Here is a 17830-nt window from a genome sequence, read left to right as displayed (position 1 = left end):
ATCAATGCCCGAGGAGTCCGGTGTCGCGGCTGTTGAGGCGGTATCCTCCGGCGGCTTGGTCTCCGTCGGCTCCGGGGTCTCGGCCGGTGGGCTGCTGGGGGCGGCTGATGAGGGCGAAGGGGTAGGGGTAGGAGTAGGAGTAGGAGTAGACGAGCTGCTCGCACTCGCGCTTGCACTCGCACTCGTGCTCGCGCTCGCACTTGCCCTGGTGGATGCGGATGCAGATGGTGAGGAAGAAGGACTGGCAGCAGTGCTGCCGGTGGACTTTCCGCCGCCGCAAGCGGCCAGTCCCAGTCCCAGTACCAGGGCAGTGGGCAGGATCAGCATCCGAGCGCGTGGCGCATGTCGACGCATGCGACCTGCACCTCGACGGATGATCCGCTCATCGGTACGCGACTCCCGAACCAGGCCCGGCGAAGCGATCTCAGTCGATGTCATTGATCATCACCACCATCCGTGCTGGTTGTTGTTCCAGCCGTCATGGTCACCGTTTCTTTCGTCCCAGCCGTGCTGATCCTCCTCGTCATTCCAGTCGTCTTCAGGATCGCCCCAGTCGTTCTTGTCGTCATTCTTCCCTTTTTCTTCCTCTGGCTTTTTACCCTCGTTCTTGTCCCCCTTCTTCTCTTCCTTTTTGTCCTCCTTTTTGTCCTCCTTCTTGTCCTCCTTCTTGTCGCCTTTCAGTGAGAAGCGAACGAGACCTTGCTGAGAAATTCCGTTGACGGCTACGAACTCACCGCCGTAAATGAGGTAGTCATCATTTCCCTCAACGGTCCAGGTGGCCTGTTTGGAGGCGGTGTACTCGCCATTCGCGAAACCGGGAAGAAACTCGTTGTACTGGGTGGGGGCGGGGTGACCAGCAAAATCGGCGTAGCCGTTGGCGGTGTTGGTTCCTACTGTTCCAGTGGCATCACTGGAGAAGGCGATGGCGTGGTAGTAGACCCCTTCTTGTGCGCGATCGGGGACGCCACCGATATTGGAGCAGTCGTGGGTGTGGCTGGAGACGTAGATGACGTCGTTGGTGGGCAGCACATCGTAGCTGTCTCCGTGGCAGTCGGCCATAAGGTTGATGTCCCCGGTGCTCCAGTCTGCGCGAAACATCCCCTCGAAGAAACCCTCCATGGAGTAGGCGGTGCCATAGAGCCCCTTGGAGTCCGACTTCATGCTCATGATGCCTGACATCGAGCCCGCGTTTCTGATGTCCTTGGCGAGGTTGGTGTGCCGCAACGCCCCGTCCTTCTCCAGGATGGCCATGCCGTAGGCGTCGGAAGATCCCTCGACGGTCTTGAAAGAGCCTCCGATGGCTATTGCCGACCCGTCGGCTGCGACGGTGATGGTCCGAACCTCGGACTCGTCATCGACCCGGGGGGCGAAGCTGGTCACCTGCTGGGTCTTCAGGTCAAGAGCCGCGGCGCGTAGCCGTTCCAGGTCGTTGACCTGCGTGAAGAGTCCAGCCATGTAAAGGGTGGAGCCGTCAGGAGACAGCTCAAGATCCCGCACCGTACCGTTGGGCGATACCGCACCGCCGGGAGTGCCGCCATTCAGCGGCTTGTACTGGCCGGCGGTGTCCACCGCGGCCAGGTGGGAGGCGGGCTGGCCGTTAACCGAGGTGAACTTCCCCCCGATATACAGGGTGGAGCCGTCAGGAGACGCCTCGATCGCATTGGCTGCCGCGTTGAGCTGTGGTGCCCAGTCCAGCATCTCGCCCGTGGTGATGTCGTAGGCCATCGCGTTGGACCGTGGTGACTCGTTCTGCTTATCGGGGGATCCCGCCGGACGGGCCTGATCGAACTCGCCGACGACGTAGACGACATTGCCGACAATCGTTTGATCCCAGACGACGCCGTTGATCTGGGCGGTAGGCAGGGGCTGGGGGGAGGCGAGAGCCGTCTGCCCCTGAGCCGCGATGGCCTGAGGGGTGAGTCCCGGGGTGGCGAGCGCGCCGAGAGCAAGGGGAAGAGTGGCGAGAGCCACTCCTACACTGGAGATAGTACGGGGAAGAAGGCGCAAGAGTTCTCCGTTTCTTATGGTGTGAGGAGATGAGGCTTATTCACACGGTGAGGTGAGTGGCCCATGGCCTGGGTAAGCACAAGCAGCTGCCGTGGCTGGGGGCAGTCCTCGATGTGTGCTGCCGGTGAAACTGCGATACAAGACCTCGCTGCAAGTCGGCTTCAGCCTGCGGTGGAAGCAATATCGATCACGATGTTATTGCAGTGACAACATCTTCGCAACGGGGAAAGCTCCCCAGTTTGCGATCCTCGCAATGGGGTAGGAGCCTCAAGCCCCGCATTTTCATTTAATGCTAATCAGTGTCCGAGAATATGTGAGATTCTATTATTATTTATTGGGGCGACGTTCTTTGTTTAAGAAGGTTTCATGATGGTTGGGAGTCCCCGCGCCCCCGGCTTCCCGTGCTCGGGTGGTGCTCCCTACGGCCGGGCGGTGAGGACCGGGTTGTACAGGAGCCGGTTGGGCGTCATCGGGCACTCCTCGCCCACGGCCATCGGCGCGATGAGCCGGTCGGCCCGCAGGTCCTCCAGGCGCGCCACCACGCGGTCGCGCAGCGTCCACGGGTCGATGGTGTTGAGGTAGATCTTCGTGCCGCCCTCGAAGCCCGCCAGGGTCGACACCCGCCACTTGAGCGTGATGTGCCAGGGCATGGGCTGGTCCACGTCGAGCGGCTTGTGGTGCCACTCCTCGTTGCTGGGCACGTCCGCGCCCGTGGCCGCGTGCAGGGCGTGCACCAGGTCGGCGACGGCGTCGACCTCCTCGCGGCTCATGAGCCACGGCTCAGCAACGGCCGACGTCGAGTACACCTCCAGCGTCGGGTAGCGGTGCCCGAACCCGGCGAAGGCCACCGCGTGCTCGTTGCTCGCCACCAGTAGGCCCTGGTAGGCGGCGTAGTCCACCGCCATCTCGTTGTACAGGTTGGGGTTGGCCCGCACCTTCTGCAGCTCCAGCTGGCTGGTCACGCCGCGCTCGTCGATGCCGACCAGCTGCTTGTGCAGGTGGTCGAAGCTCGCCCCGGCCGGCCGCAACCAGTTCTGGAAGACGGCCACGTAGCGCACCCACCGGTTGGCCTCGTACAGGCTGTGCATCGCGTGGATCGACAGGCGAGTGTAGGCGCGGTGCTCGGCCGCGCTCAGCGTCCCCGAGCCGGCCAGGCCCGCGGTGTCGACGGCGTCGTCGGTGAAGTGGCGCCGACCGATGATGACGTCGTGGCCCCCGGCGAAGAATGCCGCCAGGAAGGTGCGACGGGCCCGTTCGTTCATCGAGTCCCAGGAGTCCGGGTCCGCGCCCGCGGCCGCCAGCTTGGTGCGCGCCACCCGCTCCACGTGCTCGACGCCGGCCGGCTCGGCCAGGTAGGCCTCCATGCGCTCGCGGGCGGCGTCGGGGATCTCGTAGCCGTGGTTGATGTGCCAGTAGTCGAAGGAGAGGATCTCGAAGAGGTTGGGCACCCGCCGGAACTCGGCCACCGTGTCGAACAGGGCGGAGGCGGTCACGGCGTCGAGGCGCTCAAAACCGCCGTCCTCTCGGCGCACGAGGCGCGCCTTCTCCGGGGGCGTCTCCAGGTAGCGCGCCGAGCAGAAGGCGCAGCTGTGGGTGCGGTCGGCCTCCTCCAGCGGTCGGACCTCCGCCACCGGGTGCGAGATGGGCCGGTTGGCACGTCCCGGCACGGTCCACACCTCAGTGCCGGTGAAGGGGCTGATCTGCTTGACCGTCCCGTCGGCCAGGCGCGTGAGTGGTTCGGCGGAGGGGGAGTACGGCATGAGCATGCCCCCATTGTGACGCCTTATGGCGGCCCGTGCGCCCGGCGGCCCCGACGGCGGGCCCGGACGGCCGAGGTCGGGGTAGTCTCACTGGCTCGTGCGGACCCGTGCGCCGGGCCCGGCCCTGCGCTCCGCACCTCCCGCACCCCCGCATCCGACTGGAGACAAGGAGACGATATGGTCGAGGTCTTCACCTCCCTGCTGCTCATCGTCGCGGTGGCCTTCGTGGCACCGCTGATCTCCTGGACCATTCCCAAGCGGCTCGTGCCCGAGGTCGTCCTCCTCATCCTGGGCGGAATGCTCATCGGCCCTCACGGCCTGGGACTGGCCGTCGAGGACTCCTCGATCGAGCTGCTGCGCGAGCTCGGCGTCGCCTTCCTCTTCCTCATGGCCGGCTACGAGATCGACATCAACGAACTGCGCGGGGCCGGCGGGCGCCACGCCGCCGTCGCCTGGCTGCTCTCGCTGGGACTGGCCTTCGGTGCGGTCAGCGTCATCGGGGTGACCGGAGGGGCGGCGTCGGCCAACGGCATCGCCATCGCCACCGCCATGACCTCCACGGCCATCGGCACGATCCTGCCGATCCTGCGCGACCGCGGCCTGCTGCCCACGGCGGTGGGCGCCTCGATCCTCAACCACGGCGCCGTCGGTGAGGTCGGGCCGATCCTCGTCATGGCGCTGCTGCTGGGGTCGCGCTCCACCTGGGCGAGCATGGTGATCCTGGGCGTCTTCCTCATCATCACCCTGCTCATCGTCCGCTTCACCAGCCGCGTCAAGCGCGTGGGGCGCCGCCTGGTCGAGGCCATCCACCTGGGGGCCTCGACGACGGCGCAGACCACCATCCGGGCCACCGTCCTGCTCCTGGTGGGGCTGTGCGCGATCGCCGCCATCTTCGACCTCGACGTCGTCCTGGGGGCCTTCGCCGCCGGCTTCGTCCTGCGTCACGCCCTGCCCGAGGGGGACGCCGAGTTCGAGGAGAAGCTCGACGGGCTGGCCTACGGGTTCTTCGTCCCGATCTTCTTCGTCACCTCCGGCATGGGCATTGAGGCCGGACTCGACGGCGGGGACCTGGTCAACCTGCTGGCCTTCTTCGTGCTGCTGGTGCTCGTGCGGGGAGTGCCGGTGTGGCTGGCCTCCCGGGCGGAGCGGCGCAGGGACGGCTCGTCCGCCTACTCGATGCGCCAGAGCCTCCAGATCGCCGTCTACTCGACGACGGCCCTGCCCATCATCGTGGCCGTCACCCAGGTGGCGGTCAGCGCCGAGGCCATGTCGACCTCCTTCGCCTCCACCCTCGTGCTGGCCGGGGTGCTGTCGGTGCTCGTTCTGCCTGCCGCCGGGCTGGCGCTGGGCCACCGGAGCGACCACGTTCCGGCCAACGAGGTGATGCGCGTCGTCCAGGGGCCGGCCGCCCCCGACGGACGCACCCCCGAGGAGGCCACGGTCCCGGTCGGCGAGCAGGTCTCGGAGCCGCGCCGACCGGCGTCGCCGCCTGGCGGCATCAGGCTGCCGGTGGGGGAGCGCACCCCGGCGACGGGAGTGAGGCGGCCGACGCAGCCCGCCCTGGTGGGTCTGCCCGACCTGCGCGAGCAGGCGACACCGACGATGGCGCGCCTGGCCGAGCTGGGGATGCACGCCCGGGGACTGTCGCTGGAGGAGTCGCACCGCCTGGCCGCCCGCCTGGCCGAGATCGAGCAGGATCACGCCCTGTGGCGCGAGCGCTGGCACCACCTGCGCAGACACGGCGGCACCTCCCGGGCGGCCCGACGACGTCGGCCCCGCGGCGAGTGACGGGCACAGCCCCAGCCCTCATTGACGGTCTCGCGGTGAGTGACGGCCCCAGACTCAGCCCTATTGACGGCCCCGGCCCTCTCACCCGGCCTCCCGTCCAGCCTCCTGCCCGTTCTCCCGTCCGTCCTCCCGCCGACGGTGACATCTCACGCGGTCGGGGACGTTCCGCTCCAGCCGGGGACGTCTCGCGCGTTCGGTGACAGGATTCCGGTCCCCGACGACGTCGAATGCCCCCGCACGGAAGGACACGCACCCGGCGGCGCGGAATGTCCCCGGCCGTTGGAGGGACTGAGCGAGTCGATGACTAACCCTGCCGGGCGAGCATCTGCTCGACCATCTCCTCCATGGATGCCTGGACGGGGCGGTATCGGGTGCCCAGTTCGAGGCGGCTCCGGGAGGCGTCGGAGCGGACCGCGTAACCCACGTTGCGCCGAATATAGGTGCGAGTCTGTCCGAGCCGGGGTGCTATGGCGACGACGACGGGCCGAGGCAGGGCCCGCCGCGGCAACGGGAGCGACCTGCCGAAGCGCGGAATCAGAGTGCTTGTGAGAGCGAAGATGTCGGTGTCCTCCGCGGAGGCGATGTAGCGGCCGTGAGCCTCAGGCAGGAAGGCGGCGGCAATATGCGCCTGTGCCACCTCGCGGACATCGACGACGCTGATTCCTACACGCGGCGCTCCGAGGCGAGCAGTGCCGTCGATCATCATCCGAATCGTGGAGAAGCTGTCGCTGGTGGGGGCGCTGCTCAGTGAGGGGCCGAGGATCATGGACGGGTTGACGGTCACCAGCTTCCACCGATCCTGCCCTGCGGCCAGCCGCCACGCCTCCTTCTCCGCAAGGGTCTTGGAATAGGCGTAGGGCTCGTGGGACAGGGAGGAGGTGGTGTTCCAGCAGGTCTCGGTCAGGATTCTCCCCGGGTAGCCCTCGATATCCGCGGCGTCGCCGTACATGGCGGCGATGGAGCTGGTGAGGACCACTCTCGTGACCGACGGGGTGCGCTCGACGCCGGCCAGAACGTTGCGGGTTCCTTGCAGTGCTGGGGCGACAAGGTCTCGTTGAGGATCTGCGACTGCGCGAATGAACGGCGAGGCTGTGTGGATGACGACGGCGCAGCCTTCCATGGCTTGGTTGTAGGAGCCGGGCTGGAGCAGGTCGCTGGTGAAGAGGCGCAGAGTGCCCGGCGCCTGCTCGGCCATACGGTTCAGGTGGGCGACCTTGCTCGTGTTCTGGGGATCGCGCACGGCGGCGTGGACGGTGACGCCGGCGTCGAGCAGGCCCTTGGTGACCCAGCTACCCAGGTAGCCGGTGGCGCCGGTGACCATGACAGGGCTGCTGTTGTCGATCGGGATACCGCTCAGAACGATGGCGGAGTCGAAGTTGTCAGTGTTGTCACTGGAGTGTGCTGCCGGTGATTGCATGGCCGCATCCTGACACCCCTAGGAAACGAAGTCAATCAGTTTCATTATTAGTCGGTACGATCTCCTCATGAACGCAGTGGGCTCACAAGCACCGAGGAGCAAGCGCGCCCCGGGACGGCCGGTTGATGCCGCTCTGGGGCCGGCGATCATGCTGGCCGTGCGTGACCTCCTGGCCGAGAGCGGTTACGCCGCGCTGACGACGGCAGCCGTGGCCCGGCGCGCCGGCGTCTCCACCGCCACCCTCTACCGCCGATGGCCTACCAAGCGTGAACTCGTCCTGGCTGCGACTAGGCGCATGATCGAGACCGGCGTGGCCGATGAAGCTGATGAGGCAGCGGGTTCCGGCGCTTCCGCGGCCGAGGACTTCGATACTGGTTCGTTGCAAGGTGACCTGCGGGCCTTCATCGCTCACAAGAACCGGTCACTGTCAGGGGCCACAGGTCGGGCGGTGCTGTCTCTTCTGGGCGAGCTGCCCCAGGACCAGGAGCTCAGGGAGCTGTTTCTCGGTCAGCTCCTCGCCGCCACTCGCTCTCATCTGGAGCAGGTTTGGGGCCGGGCTCGGGAACGAGGCGAGAGTGCTCCCGATCTGGATTCTCACTCCGGGGCCCGACTGGTTCTGGGGGCGGTCCTGGCCGGGGTCGCTTTTGCTGCTGGCGCTGACGGGGTCGAGCCGTTGTCCGACGTCGAGCAGGATCTGCTGCTGCGTGCCCTCGGAGACGGATGACGGTACTCGCCGACGGGGACATCCTGCGCGTGCGGGGACGTTCCGCTCCAGCCGGGGACGTCTCGCGCGTTCGGTGACAGGATTCCGGTCCCCGACGGGGTCGGGACGGGGTCGGAGATGCCTGGAGGGCCGGCCCCGATCAGCTGGACGAGGCCAGTGCCCCGGCGCTCGCGGTGCTCACGATGGCCATCGTCACGGCCTCCACGGCCCGCTGCACCGCACGCCCCACGGGGTTCTCGCCCGCGATCTCCTTGATCCGGCGCTTGAGCTCGCCGCGGCTGAGACCGGTCTCCTGCTGCGGCAGGACGACCTGCGCAACACCGAGCGCCTGCAGGATCGACAGCAGGGCGATGTCGGCGCCGGTCGGTGGCTGCACCCCGCGCAGGGCACCGTCGATGCGCGCCCGCAGCTGCCGCTCGGGGACGGGGTCGAGCGTGGGGTAGCTGGGGTTCAGCGAGCCGAACAGCCCGCCGGTGTGGATGCGCACCACCCCGGCCGCCTCCAAGGACTCGGCGATGTGACGGGTGGGGTTGAGCTTGCCCCAGGCCACCAGGGAGGAGAATCGCTTGCCGTCCTTGGTAGGCAGGATCTCCAGGGCCCGGTCCAGCACGGGGTTCCCGGTCGGCTCGGAGCTGACGATGTAGATGCGGGGGCTGCGCTCCTCGGTCAGGCTGATGCGGCCGGCCAGCAGCAGGTCGGTGAGCAGCGCGCCGGTGAGCCCGTAGACCGGGTATGTCATGCGGCTCTCCGGCTTCCCGGAGTCCTTGGTCAGCAGCAGGAACAGCTCTTCACAGATCAGCATCGCATTCATGACTCCAGTACAACCCGCCGTGATCGGAATGTGATCCCTCTGGGGTGCGAGATCCGGGTCCGACCCGGCTCCTCCTCAAGGGGGATGCGTCGGCCCTCCCGACCGTACCGCCGCCCTCCCGGCCGTGCCTCGGTCGGTCCCTCACCGGGTCCCCCACCACACTCCCGCGTGACCGGGTGCGGGACCGGGACCGTTCGCGCTGGGCGTGCGATCGGTGGCCGGATGGCGCCCGAACGTGTCGTACCCCGTGTTTAACCTGGGGCCATGGCTCGCGCGATTCGGCATGACGACTGGCCGGTGGAGCTCACTGATGACCAGATCATCAGCCGGGTCGGCCACCGGGCCTTTCAGCGCGGCCTGGACTACGCGCGCAAGGGGCGGGTGCGCGGCGTCGGCGTCGCCGGGGACGGGGACATCATCAGCGCCCAGTCCAAGGGCTCGGGCGCGCGCACCTACCAGACCATGGTCTTCCGCAAGCAGAGCGCAGGCAGCGCTCCGGCGTCCTGGGCCGGCACCTGCTCGTGCCCGGTGGGCAGCAACTGCAAGCACGTGGCCGCCCTGCTCATCACCGCGCGCACCCTGGCGCAGGCCGAGCCCGACGCCGCCGCCCCCGCCGGCCATCTCGCCCCCTGGGAGGGCCGACTGGCCGACCTGCTGCAGGTGGAGCGCGCCCCGCGCCGTCGGATGGCCCTGGAGATCATCGACGACCCCGGCAGCATGTGGGGCACCCCCGCCGGCCTGTCCATGCTGCCGCTCATCGAGGGCAAGCGCGGCTGGAACCGGCAGGGCGCCGCCTGGAGCCAGATCGCCACCGGTGGCCTCGACGACGACGTCGACCCCGACGTCATGGGCGTCCTGCGTGAGCTGGCAGGCATGGCCGGCGGCCACGGCTTCTACTACGCCGACGACCGCGTCTCCCTGACGACCGCGCCCGCCCGCGTCTGGGACGTGCTGCGCCGCGGGGTGGCGGCCGGCCTGACCCTCACCACCGCCCAGCGCCACGGCATGCCCGTCCACCTCGCCGAGGGGCTGCGCGGCGGCGTCCACCTCACCCGGGAGGAGGACGGAGGCATTGCCATCACCCCCGCCCTGGAGATCGACGACGTCGAGGAGCTGCACCGCCTGCAGGTCCCCGGACTGCGCCTGAGCTTCTCCCTCATGCCGATCGGCGACCCCGTCCACGGCTTCTACACCTGGATGCCCGGGCGCGAGCTGCTCCTCATGCCTCTCGAGCCGCGCCCCACCGAGGCCCTCTCCCGGGTGCTGCTGGGCGACGGCGAGGCCATCACCATCCCGGCAGAGGACGTCGAGCGCTTCGAGACCGAGCACCTCGATGCCCTCACCCGGGCGCTGCCGGTCCTGTCCGCCGACGCCTCCATCCACCTGCCCCGGCCCACGACGCTGCGCGCCGCGCTCGCGGTCCACGTCGATACCACCGAGCACCACCTGACCACCGAGTGGTCCGTCCGCTACGTCGGCGAGGACGGCGAGACCCGGCACAGGCATGTCCTGCCCGACCTGTCCGCGGCGGCCGAGGGCCGAATCGAGGGCGAGACCGCCGGCCGGGACCTCCAGGGGGAGACCCGCCTGGCCCGCGAGGTCCTCAACCGCCTGCTGCCCCTGGCCGGGCAGCACCCGGCCCTCTGGCAGCCCCTGGACCTGCGCGGCATGGCCACGGCCCGCTTCATGACCGAGACGCTTCCGGTCCTGCGCGAGCTGGAGGCCTTCGACGTCGAGGTCGACGACGACGTCCCCGACTACCACGAGGCCGACGCCGCCCCCGTCATCACCACCAGCGTCAGCGACGACGAGGACCGCCCCGACTGGTTCTCCCTGTCCGTGCGCGTCCACGTGGGCCAGGAGGAGATCCCCATCGGTCAGCTCATGGCGGCCGTGGCCACCGGTGAGCCCGAGGTGCTCCTGGAGTCGGGCACGTGGGCGAGCATCGACCGACCGGAGATCGAGGCCCTGGCCCGCCTCATGGAGGAGGGCCGCGAGCTGGCCGACCCGCAGACGCACGGCGAGCTGCGGGTCAGCGCCCTGCACGCCGGCTACTACGAGGTCCTGGAGTCCCTCGGCGTCATCGGGCGAGCCACGGCCCGCTGGAAGGAGCGGGTCGGGCGGCTGCTGGAGCGGGCGCGCGCCGCCGAGGCCGCGGCCGAGCACGCCGATGGGCGGTCCGCCGGAGGCGGCAACGCGGGCGGTGCCGGTGAGGGAGCCGATGGGGTGCCCGTGCCCGAGGGGATGCTGGCGACACTGCGCCCCTACCAGCTCGAGGGCTACCGGTGGCTGGACTTCCTGCGCCGGGCGGGCCTCGGCGGGGTCCTGGCCGACGACATGGGACTGGGCAAGACCGTCCAGGTGCTCGCCGCCGTCCAAGGCCTCATCGAGCAGCGCGGAGAGGCTCAGGGGCGGGGGCCGGCCGACGTCGGAACCGACTCGGGGGACGCCCCGCGGAACGGGGCGGGCGACCCGACCAGTGAGCCGACCGGCTCCAGCGACCCCGATGAGCCGGAGGGGACCGGGCCGGTGCTCGTCATCGCGCCGACCTCCGTCGTCGGCTCCTGGGTGGAGCAGGCCGAGCGCTTCTGCCCGGGGCTGCGGGTGCGGGCCGTGAGGCGGACGGCCGCCAAGCGCGAGGAGACCCTGGCGCAGATCGCGGAGGGCTGCGACGTCGTCGTCACCTCCTACACGATCGCGCGACTGTGCGAGGAGGAGTTCATCGCCCAGGACTGGGCCTGGGTGGTGTGCGACGAGGCCCAGTTCGTCAAGAACCACGCCTCGGCCACCTACAAGGCCGTGCGGCGGCTGCGGTCGCCGTCGACCATCGCGATCACGGGCACACCGCTGGAGAACTCGCTCATGGATTTGTGGGCGCTCATGAGCATCGCGGCGCCGGGGCTGCTGCCCGATCCCGAGCGCTTCGGGCAGGTCTACCGCAAGCCGATCGACCGCGGGGACGCCGAGGCGCTGGGCCGGCTGCGGCGCAGGATGCGGCCCTTCCTGCTGCGGCGCACCAAGGAGCAGGTGGCCGCGGACCTGCCCGCCAAGACCGAGCAGGTCCTGACCGTCGAGCTGGGCGCCAAGCACCGCAAGGCCTACGACCAGCGCCTGGCCCGCGAGCGGCAGAGGATCCTCGGGCTGCTGGAGGAGGACACCGCCCAGTCGCGCTTCATCGCGCTCAAGGCACTCACCACCCTGCGGCAGATGGCGCTCGACCCGGCGCTCGTCGACGGCGGGGACGGGACTGAGCCGGGGGACGCCGAGGGTGCCGCGGGCGCGGGTGCTGCCGGCGGGAAGGCCGCCTCCGGTAGGACACCGGCCCGCGGTGCGAGGGGCACGAAGGGCAAGGCAGTCGCCGCGCCGGCCAAGGGGCAGCGGGGGCCCGGTCGGCGACCGAGCCCGTCGGCCAAGATCCAGGTGCTGCTGGAGCACCTGGACCCCATCATCTCCGAGGGGCACCGCGCCCTCATCTTCTCCCAGTTCACGCGCTACCTCTCCGGCGTGCGCGAGCACCTGGAGGCCGCCGGCGTGCGAACCACCTACCTGGACGGCTCCACCCCTGACCGGCAACGGGTCATCGACGCCTTCCGGGCCGGCCAGGCCGACGTCTTCCTCATCTCCCTCAAGGCCGGCGGCTTCGGGCTCACGCTCACCGAGGCCGACTACGTCTTCCTGCTGGATCCGTGGTGGAACCCGCAGGCCGAGGAGCAGGCCGTCGACCGCACCCACCGGATCGGCCAGGACAAGCCGGTCATGGTCTACCGGCTCGTCTCGGCCGACACCATTGAGGAGAAGGTCATGGCCCTCAAGGAGAAGAAGGCCGAGCTCTTCGCCCGGGTCGTCGAGGGCGACGGTGAGGCCGAGACCGGCGGCGAGGGTGCGGCGGGGGCCGCCGGTGCCGCGGGGCCGGGCGGACTCGGTCCGGCGGCCCTGACCGCCGCCGAGATCCGCGAGCTCATCGAGAACTGAGGCTCTCAATACGGCTGGGCGGATCGGCTGAGGCGCAGGTGGTCCCCGATGCCACAGACCCGGGACTGCAGGTGGTCTCCACAGGGCTGACAAGCCCTTGAGCGCACGGGCTCGGAGCAGCCCGATGCTGGTGGTGCGGGCACGGTGCCCGCTGGGGAGCGGCGGTGCGCTGGTCCCCACCAACCAGAGGAGAACCACCATGAGGAGACCCACCAGGACCACCCTGCGCGCTCTGCGCACCGGTGTGATGCTGGTCCACCAGGGTGACGCGTCAGCGCTGCCGGCTGTCCTGCGGCGCCTGACGTCCAAGGAGGAGGGCATGGCCACCGCCGAGTACGCCATCGGGACCTTGGCGGCCGCGGCCTTCGCCGGCCTGCTGCTGGCGCTCATGCGCTCGGGCAGCCTGAGCGGGGCGTTGCAGTCCATCATCGAGTCGGCGCTCTCGGTGTGATGTGCGGCGTCATCGCAGCAGGTGGGCGCGCTCACCCCCGAGTGGCCCGGGCACCCGGCGGTGGCCGACGTCGCCGCCCGGGTCCCGCTTCCCGCCGGCCTTCCGACCGCGCGGAACCGTATCCCTCACCGTGTCGTCGGCCCCGCCGAGGCCGTGGGGTCGACGACCGGTACGGGTGCATCGGACGAGGAGAGGCAGGGATGGTGACAGCCGAGACGGCACTGTCGCTGCCCGCCGTCGTCCTCGTGCTGCTGATGGTTCTGGCGGCGGTCAGTGCCGGCGTCACCCAGCTGCGGGTGGCCGACGCCGCCCGCACCGCCGCCCGCCAGGCCGCCATCGGCCAGGCCGACTACACCGGGGCCGCCCAGCGCGTGGCCGGTGGGGTGAGCCTCGGCGTCGAGCAGGGCGAGCTCACCTGCGTCACCGCCGCCCGACCCGTCCCCGGTCCGCTGGGTGGGCTGGGCCTGACGGCGCGCGCCCGCGCCTGCGCCTACACCGAACCGAGCAACCCATGAACCGCCCCGGGTGGGACGAGCGCGGCTCGGGGACCGTCTACTCGCTCGGCGTCATCGCCGTGCTGCTGGCCGCGGCCGTCGGCATCGCGGGTCTCATCCAGGCCCAGAGCGCCACCGGTCGGGCCCGGGCCGCCGCCGACCTCGCGGCCATCTCCGGCGCCACGGTCCTGTCCTCGGTCATCGCCCCCGGTGACCCCTGTGCCATGGCGCAGCGCGTCGCCGCCGCCAACGGCGCCTCGGTGAGCGCCTGCTCCGTGGCCGGTGAGGATGTCACCGTCAGCGTCGTCGTCCCGACGACGATCCTCGGCCGGCCCCGTCAGGCCACTGCCCATGCCCGAGCCGGCCCCGTCGACGCCCCGCCCGAGCCGTGAACCGGCTCGGGCCTCAGTCCTCGACGGCGACGGTGGCGCCGCCCGCGAACTGGGCCGCGTGGAGGCGCGCGTAGGCGCCGCTCGCCGCGATGAGCTCATCGTGGCTGCCCTGCTCGACGATGTCTCCGTGCTCCATCACCAGGATGGTGTCGGCGTCACGGATCGTCGACAGTCGGTGGGCGATGATGAAGCTCGTGCGGCCCTCGCGCAGCGCGTTCATCGCCTGCTGGACCAGCAGCTCGGTGCGGGTGTCCACCGAGCTGGTGGCCTCATCGAGGATGAGCACGGCAGGGTTGGCCACGAAGGCCCGCGCGATCGTGAGCAGCTGGCGCTCGCCGGCGGAGATGTTCGCGGCGTCCTCCTCCAGGACCGTGTCGTAGCCCTGCGGCAGGGCCTTGATGATGTGGTCGACGAAGCACGCCCTCGCGGCGGCCTCGACCTCCTCATCACTGGCCCCGGGCCGCCCGTAGCGGATGTTCTCGCGGATCGTGCCGGCGAACAGCCACGGGTCCTGCAGGACCATGCCGGTGCGGCGCCGCACGTCGTGGCGCGTCATGGTGGCGATGTCGCGCCCGTCGATGAGGATGTGTCCCCCGTCGAGCTCGTAGAAGCGCATGAGCAGGTTGACCAGGGTGGTCTTGCCCGCTCCCGTGGGCCCCACGATCGCGACCGTGTGCCCGGGGTCCACCCGCAGCGACAGGTCCCGGATGAGCTCGACCTCCGGGCTGTAGGAGAAGCGCACGTGCTCCATCTCGATGACACCCGGGCCCGCCGGGCTCTTCCGTGAAGCCGCTGAGGCCCCGGCCCTGGCGGCCCGGCCGGCATCCGCGGCCTTCCCGGCATCGGCGGTCGCGGTGCCGGCAGTACCCGCGGTGCCCACGTCGCCCGTGGTACCCGCAGCCGTCGTCGCACCGGCGCCCCCCGGTGCGACGTCGTCAGGACGCTCCTCCTCGGCGTCGAGCAGCTCGAAGATCCGCTCGGCGCTCGCGGTCCCGGACTGCACGGCCGTGGCCATGCCGCCGAGCTGGCCCAGGGGCTGGGAAAACTGCTGGGAGTACTGGATGAAGGCCTGCACGTCACCCAGGCGCAGCGACCCGGAGGCCACCATGGCGCCGCCGACCACCGCGATGGCCACATAGTTGATGTTCCCGATGACCAGCATGATCGGCATCATGATCCCGGAGAGGAACTGGGCGCGCAGCGAGGCCCGGAACAGCTCCTCGTTCTCGGCGGCGAAGGCCTCGCGCACCGAGGCCGTGCGCCCGTAGACCTGCACCAGGGCGTGCCCGGAGAAGGACTCCTCCACCCGGGTGTTGATCTTGCCCGTGCGCGCCCACTGGTGGGTGAAGGCCTTCTGCGAGCGCGGCCCGATCACCCCGAAGACCACACCCATGAGCGGGAACATGATGAGCGCCACCAACGCCAGCTTCCAGGAGATGGAGAACATCATCCCCAGCACCCCCACCACCGTGAGGATCGCCGTCAGGGCGCCGGACAGCGACTGCTGGAGGGTGTTGGTGACGTTGTCGACGTCGTTGGTCAGACGACTGAGCAGCTCACCGCGCTGGACGGTGTCGAAGTAGCTCAGCGGCAGGCGGTGGACCTTGTCCTCCACCTGGGCACGCAGCCGGTAGAGGGCCTTGATGGTGATGCGGTTGATGAGCCAGCCCTCAAGCCAGTTGAGCAGGCTCGAACCCACGTACAGGCCCAGCACCACCATCAGGATCCGCCCCAGGCGGGTGTAGTCGATGCCCGCACCGGGGACGACGTCCATCGCCGAGAGCATCGTGGCGAAGTCATCCATCCCCCGCGCCCGCAGGGCCTCGATGGCCTGGGCCTTGGTGGTGCCGGCCGGCAGCATCGTGGAGACCACGCCCTCGAAGATGACGTTGGTGGCCTGACCCAGCACCTTGGGGGCCGCCACCGCCAGCACCACCGTGCCCACCGCGGCCAGGGCCACGACCACCAGGGAGACCCGGTAGGCGCCCAGCAGTCCGACCATCCGCTTGAAGGAGGGCCAGAAGGCCTCAGCCTTGCCCGGGGGCGGCCCGTCGTGCCAGTCGCCCGAGGCGGCCTGCGCCTCAGCTGCCAGCTTGAGGTCCTCCTCGCTGAGCTCATCGGGGCCGACGACGGCGCTCGCGGCGGTGCGCGTACCGCTCCCGGCCTTCTTGCGGGTGTCTCTGTCGGCGTTCCTGCCGGCCTTCTTGCCCATGTGGCTGCTCGCGTTCCTGCTCATGCTGCGGCCTCCGCCCCGAGCTGGGAGGTGACGATCTCGCGGTAGACGGCGCAGGTGGCCAGCAGCTCGGTGTGCGTGCCGCTGCCGACCAGGTGGCCGCCGTCCAGGACGAGGATCTGGTCGGCCTCGGTGATGGTGGAGACCCGCTGGGCCACGATCACCTTCGTGATGCCGGCCGTGGCCGGCCCCATGGCCTCGCGCAGCCGCGCGTCGGTGGACACATCCAGGGCCGAGAAGGAGTCGTCGAAGATGAGGATGTCGGGCCGGCACACCAGGGCCCGGGCGATGGCCAGGCGCTGACGCTGACCACCCGAGACATTCGTGCCGCCCTGGGCGATGGCCGCCTCCAGGCCCCCGTCCATCTTGGAGACGAAGTCCTTGGCCTGGGCGACCTCCAGGGCATCCCACAGCTCGTCGTCGGTGGCCTCCTCGCGCCCCAGGCGCAGGTTGGAGGCCACGGTCCCGGCGAACAGGAAGGGCTGCTGAGGCACGAGCCCCATCTGCGACCACAGCGCCTCGGGGTCGGCCTGACGCACGTCGGTGCCGCCGATGAGCACCTGCCCGCTGCTGGCCTCCAGCAGCCGGGCCAGCAGCCGCACCACCGTGGACTTGCCCGACGCCGTCGAGCCGACGATCGCCGTCGTCGTCCCGGGCTGGACCGTGAAGCTCACCTCCGCCAGGACGCGGGCGTCGGCGTCGGGGTAGACGAAGGTGACGTCCCGCATCTCGACCGTCCCGGGAGTCGGGAAGGTATCGACGGCGTCGGGGGAGGAGGTGATGGTCGGCGGCGTCGCCAGCACCTCGCTGATGCGCTCGGCGCACACGGCGGCGCGCGGGATCATGATCGTCATGAAGCTCGCCATGACGATGCCCATGAGGATCTGCATGAGATAGGACATGAAGGCGATGAGGGTGCCGACCTCCACGTCGCCGTCGCCGACCTGGTGGCCGCCGAACCAGATGACACCCACGATCGTGACATCCAGCACCAGCATCACCAGCGGGAACAGCAGGACGAAGAGCTGACCCACGCGCTCGCCGACCCGGGCGATATCGGTGTTGGCGCCCTCGAAACGCTCGGTCTCGGCCCCCTCGCGCACGAAGGCGCGGATGACCCGGATACCGGTGAGCTGCTCGCGCATCACCCGGTTGATGGCGTCGAGCCTGTCCTGGTAGGAGCGGAACAGGGGCAGCATGCGGCCCACGATGAGCCCCACCGCCACGAGCAGGATCGGAACCGACACCCCGATCAGCCACGACAGGCCCGGGGCGCGCGTGACCGCCATGAAGATGCCGCCCAGCGCCATGAACGGCGCCGTCACCAGCATCGTGGCGCTCATCATCACCAGCATCTGGACCTGCTGGACATCGTTGGTGTTGCGGGTGATGAGCGAACCCGCCCCGAAGGCGGAGATCTCCCGCTCCGAGAAGCCGCTGACCCGGTCGAAGACCTCGCCGCGCAGGTCCCGGCCCATGCTCATCGCCGCGCGCGCCGCCAGGTAGGTCGCCAGCACCGTGCACACGCCCTGGGCCAGGCTGACCCCCAGCATGAACGCGCCCATTCGCCAGATGTAGCCGGTGTCCCCGGTGGCCACACCCTTGTCGATGATGTCGGCGTTGAGGGTGGGGAGATACAGGGAGGCCATCACCTCAGCGAACTGAAGCACCAGGACGCACACCAGCAGCCCCGTATAGGGGTGCAAGTACGTGCGCAGTAGTCGAGGGAGCATGCCGGGAACATATCAGCCTCACGTAACGTGAGGGCCAGTGCCCGGTGC

General features: G+C 69.7%; 13 protein-coding genes. 6 read left to right on the top strand and 7 right to left on the bottom strand.

Going from position 1 to position 17830, the window contains the following annotated elements; genetic code table 11:
- Nucleotide 1: 1 nt before the first annotated feature.
- The 3 genes from FBF36_RS12740 to FBF36_RS12730 form a co-directional block, all read right to left on the bottom strand.
- Nucleotides 2–280, bottom strand: coding sequence for a hypothetical protein (locus tag FBF36_RS12740; protein WP_009395510.1), 279 nt, complete (start codon nucleotides 278–280; stop codon nucleotides 2–4).
- A 164-nt stretch (nucleotides 281–444) separates the two neighbouring features.
- Entirely contained in the window at nucleotides 445–1971 is a 1527-nt protein-coding gene (locus FBF36_RS12735; RefSeq protein WP_009395512.1) for a hypothetical protein, read from the bottom strand.
- Nucleotides 1972–2426: 455 nt separating this feature from the next.
- Nucleotides 2427–3773 (bottom strand): DUF4921 family protein, encoded by a 1347-nt coding sequence (locus tag FBF36_RS12730; protein ID WP_138137694.1) that lies wholly within the window; start codon nucleotides 3771–3773, stop codon nucleotides 2427–2429.
- Between the two features lie 171 nt (nucleotides 3774–3944).
- Between FBF36_RS12730 and FBF36_RS12725 the strand changes: the two genes are divergently transcribed.
- Nucleotides 3945–5555 (top strand): cation:proton antiporter, encoded by a 1611-nt coding sequence (locus FBF36_RS12725; protein WP_138137692.1) that lies wholly within the window; start codon nucleotides 3945–3947, stop codon nucleotides 5553–5555.
- Between the two features lie 304 nt (nucleotides 5556–5859).
- On the opposite strand, the gene FBF36_RS12720 is transcribed toward FBF36_RS12725, so the two are convergent.
- Nucleotides 5860–6972: an NAD-dependent epimerase/dehydratase family protein gene (locus FBF36_RS12720; RefSeq protein ID WP_009395036.1), complete on the bottom strand. Its 1113-nt coding sequence runs from the start codon at nucleotides 6970–6972 to the stop codon at nucleotides 5860–5862.
- A gap of 67 nt (nucleotides 6973–7039) precedes the next feature.
- On the opposite strand from FBF36_RS12720, the gene FBF36_RS12715 reads away from it, so the two are divergent.
- Entirely contained in the window at nucleotides 7040–7696 is a 657-nt protein-coding gene (locus FBF36_RS12715) for a TetR/AcrR family transcriptional regulator (RefSeq protein WP_081379250.1), read from the top strand.
- A 139-nt stretch (nucleotides 7697–7835) separates the two neighbouring features.
- Here the strand turns inward: FBF36_RS12715 and FBF36_RS12710 are convergent, their stop codons facing one another.
- Nucleotides 7836–8498, bottom strand: a complete 663-nt coding sequence (locus FBF36_RS12710; protein ID WP_034491722.1) for a GOLPH3/VPS74 family protein — start codon at nucleotides 8496–8498, stop codon at nucleotides 7836–7838.
- Nucleotides 8499–8771: 273 nt separating this feature from the next.
- Between FBF36_RS12710 and FBF36_RS12705 the strand changes: the two genes are divergently transcribed.
- From FBF36_RS12705 to FBF36_RS12685, 4 genes are all read left to right on the top strand, one after another.
- On the top strand, nucleotides 8772–12479 hold the full coding sequence (locus FBF36_RS12705; protein WP_138137690.1) for a DEAD/DEAH box helicase: 3708 nt from the start codon (nucleotides 8772–8774) through the stop codon (nucleotides 12477–12479).
- Nucleotides 12480–12678: 199 nt separating this feature from the next.
- Nucleotides 12679–12930 carry a DUF4244 domain-containing protein gene (locus FBF36_RS12700; RefSeq protein ID WP_034493593.1) on the top strand — a complete coding sequence of 84 codons (252 nt, stop codon included), beginning with the start codon at nucleotides 12679–12681 and terminating at the stop codon, nucleotides 12928–12930.
- Between the two features lie 200 nt (nucleotides 12931–13130).
- A complete protein-coding gene (locus FBF36_RS12690) occupies nucleotides 13131–13445 on the top strand; it encodes a TadE family type IV pilus minor pilin (protein WP_075377247.1) in 315 nt (104 codons plus the stop codon).
- Complete coding sequence (locus FBF36_RS12685; RefSeq protein WP_138137686.1) at nucleotides 13442–13816, top strand: Rv3654c family TadE-like protein; 375 nt, start codon at nucleotides 13442–13444, stop codon at nucleotides 13814–13816. Before FBF36_RS12690 ends, FBF36_RS12685 begins: the two co-directional genes overlap by 4 nt.
- Before the next feature lie 13 nt (nucleotides 13817–13829).
- Here FBF36_RS12685 and FBF36_RS12680 read toward each other — a convergent pair whose 3' ends face one another.
- Entirely contained in the window at nucleotides 13830–16052 is a 2223-nt protein-coding gene (locus FBF36_RS12680) for an ABC transporter ATP-binding protein (protein ID WP_138137684.1), read from the bottom strand.
- The gene (locus tag FBF36_RS12675; RefSeq protein WP_138137682.1) at nucleotides 16049–17782 is read right to left on the bottom strand and encodes an ABC transporter ATP-binding protein; all 1734 of its coding nucleotides are present in this window, start codon (nucleotides 17780–17782) and stop codon (nucleotides 16049–16051) included. The genes FBF36_RS12680 and FBF36_RS12675 overlap by 4 nt, the downstream gene beginning before the upstream one ends.
- Nucleotides 17783–17830 lie beyond the last annotated feature (48 nt).

It is taken from the genome of Actinomyces sp. oral taxon 171 str. F0337 (assembly GCF_005696555.1).
In the GTDB taxonomy this organism is placed as follows: domain Bacteria; phylum Actinomycetota; class Actinomycetes; order Actinomycetales; family Actinomycetaceae; genus Actinomyces; species Actinomyces oris_E.
Note: the sequence above shows the minus strand (reverse complement) of the source record. Positions and strands in the feature narration are given on the sequence as shown.

Coding starts and splice junctions, on each gene's coding strand:
- FBF36_RS12730 (WP_138137694.1), bottom strand. CDS start 3,773: ATGCTCATGCCGTACTCCCCCTCCGCCGAACCACTCACGCGCCTGGCC.
- FBF36_RS12725 (WP_138137692.1), top strand. CDS start 3,945: ATGGTCGAGGTCTTCACCTCCCTGCTGCTCATCGTCGCGGTGGCCTTC.
- FBF36_RS12720 (WP_009395036.1), bottom strand. CDS start 6,972: ATGCAATCACCGGCAGCACACTCCAGTGACAACACTGACAACTTCGAC.
- FBF36_RS12715 (WP_081379250.1), top strand. CDS start 7,040: ATGAACGCAGTGGGCTCACAAGCACCGAGGAGCAAGCGCGCCCCGGGA.
- FBF36_RS12710 (WP_034491722.1), bottom strand. CDS start 8,498: ATGCTGATCTGTGAAGAGCTGTTCCTGCTGCTGACCAAGGACTCCGGG.
- FBF36_RS12705 (WP_138137690.1), top strand. CDS start 8,772: ATGGCTCGCGCGATTCGGCATGACGACTGGCCGGTGGAGCTCACTGAT.
- FBF36_RS12700 (WP_034493593.1), top strand. CDS start 12,679: ATGAGGAGACCCACCAGGACCACCCTGCGCGCTCTGCGCACCGGTGTG.
- FBF36_RS12690 (WP_075377247.1), top strand. CDS start 13,131: ATGGTGACAGCCGAGACGGCACTGTCGCTGCCCGCCGTCGTCCTCGTG.
- FBF36_RS12685 (WP_138137686.1), top strand. CDS start 13,442: ATGAACCGCCCCGGGTGGGACGAGCGCGGCTCGGGGACCGTCTACTCG.
- FBF36_RS12680 (WP_138137684.1), bottom strand. CDS start 16,052: ATGAGCAGGAACGCGAGCAGCCACATGGGCAAGAAGGCCGGCAGGAAC.
- FBF36_RS12675 (WP_138137682.1), bottom strand. CDS start 17,782: ATGCTCCCTCGACTACTGCGCACGTACTTGCACCCCTATACGGGGCTG.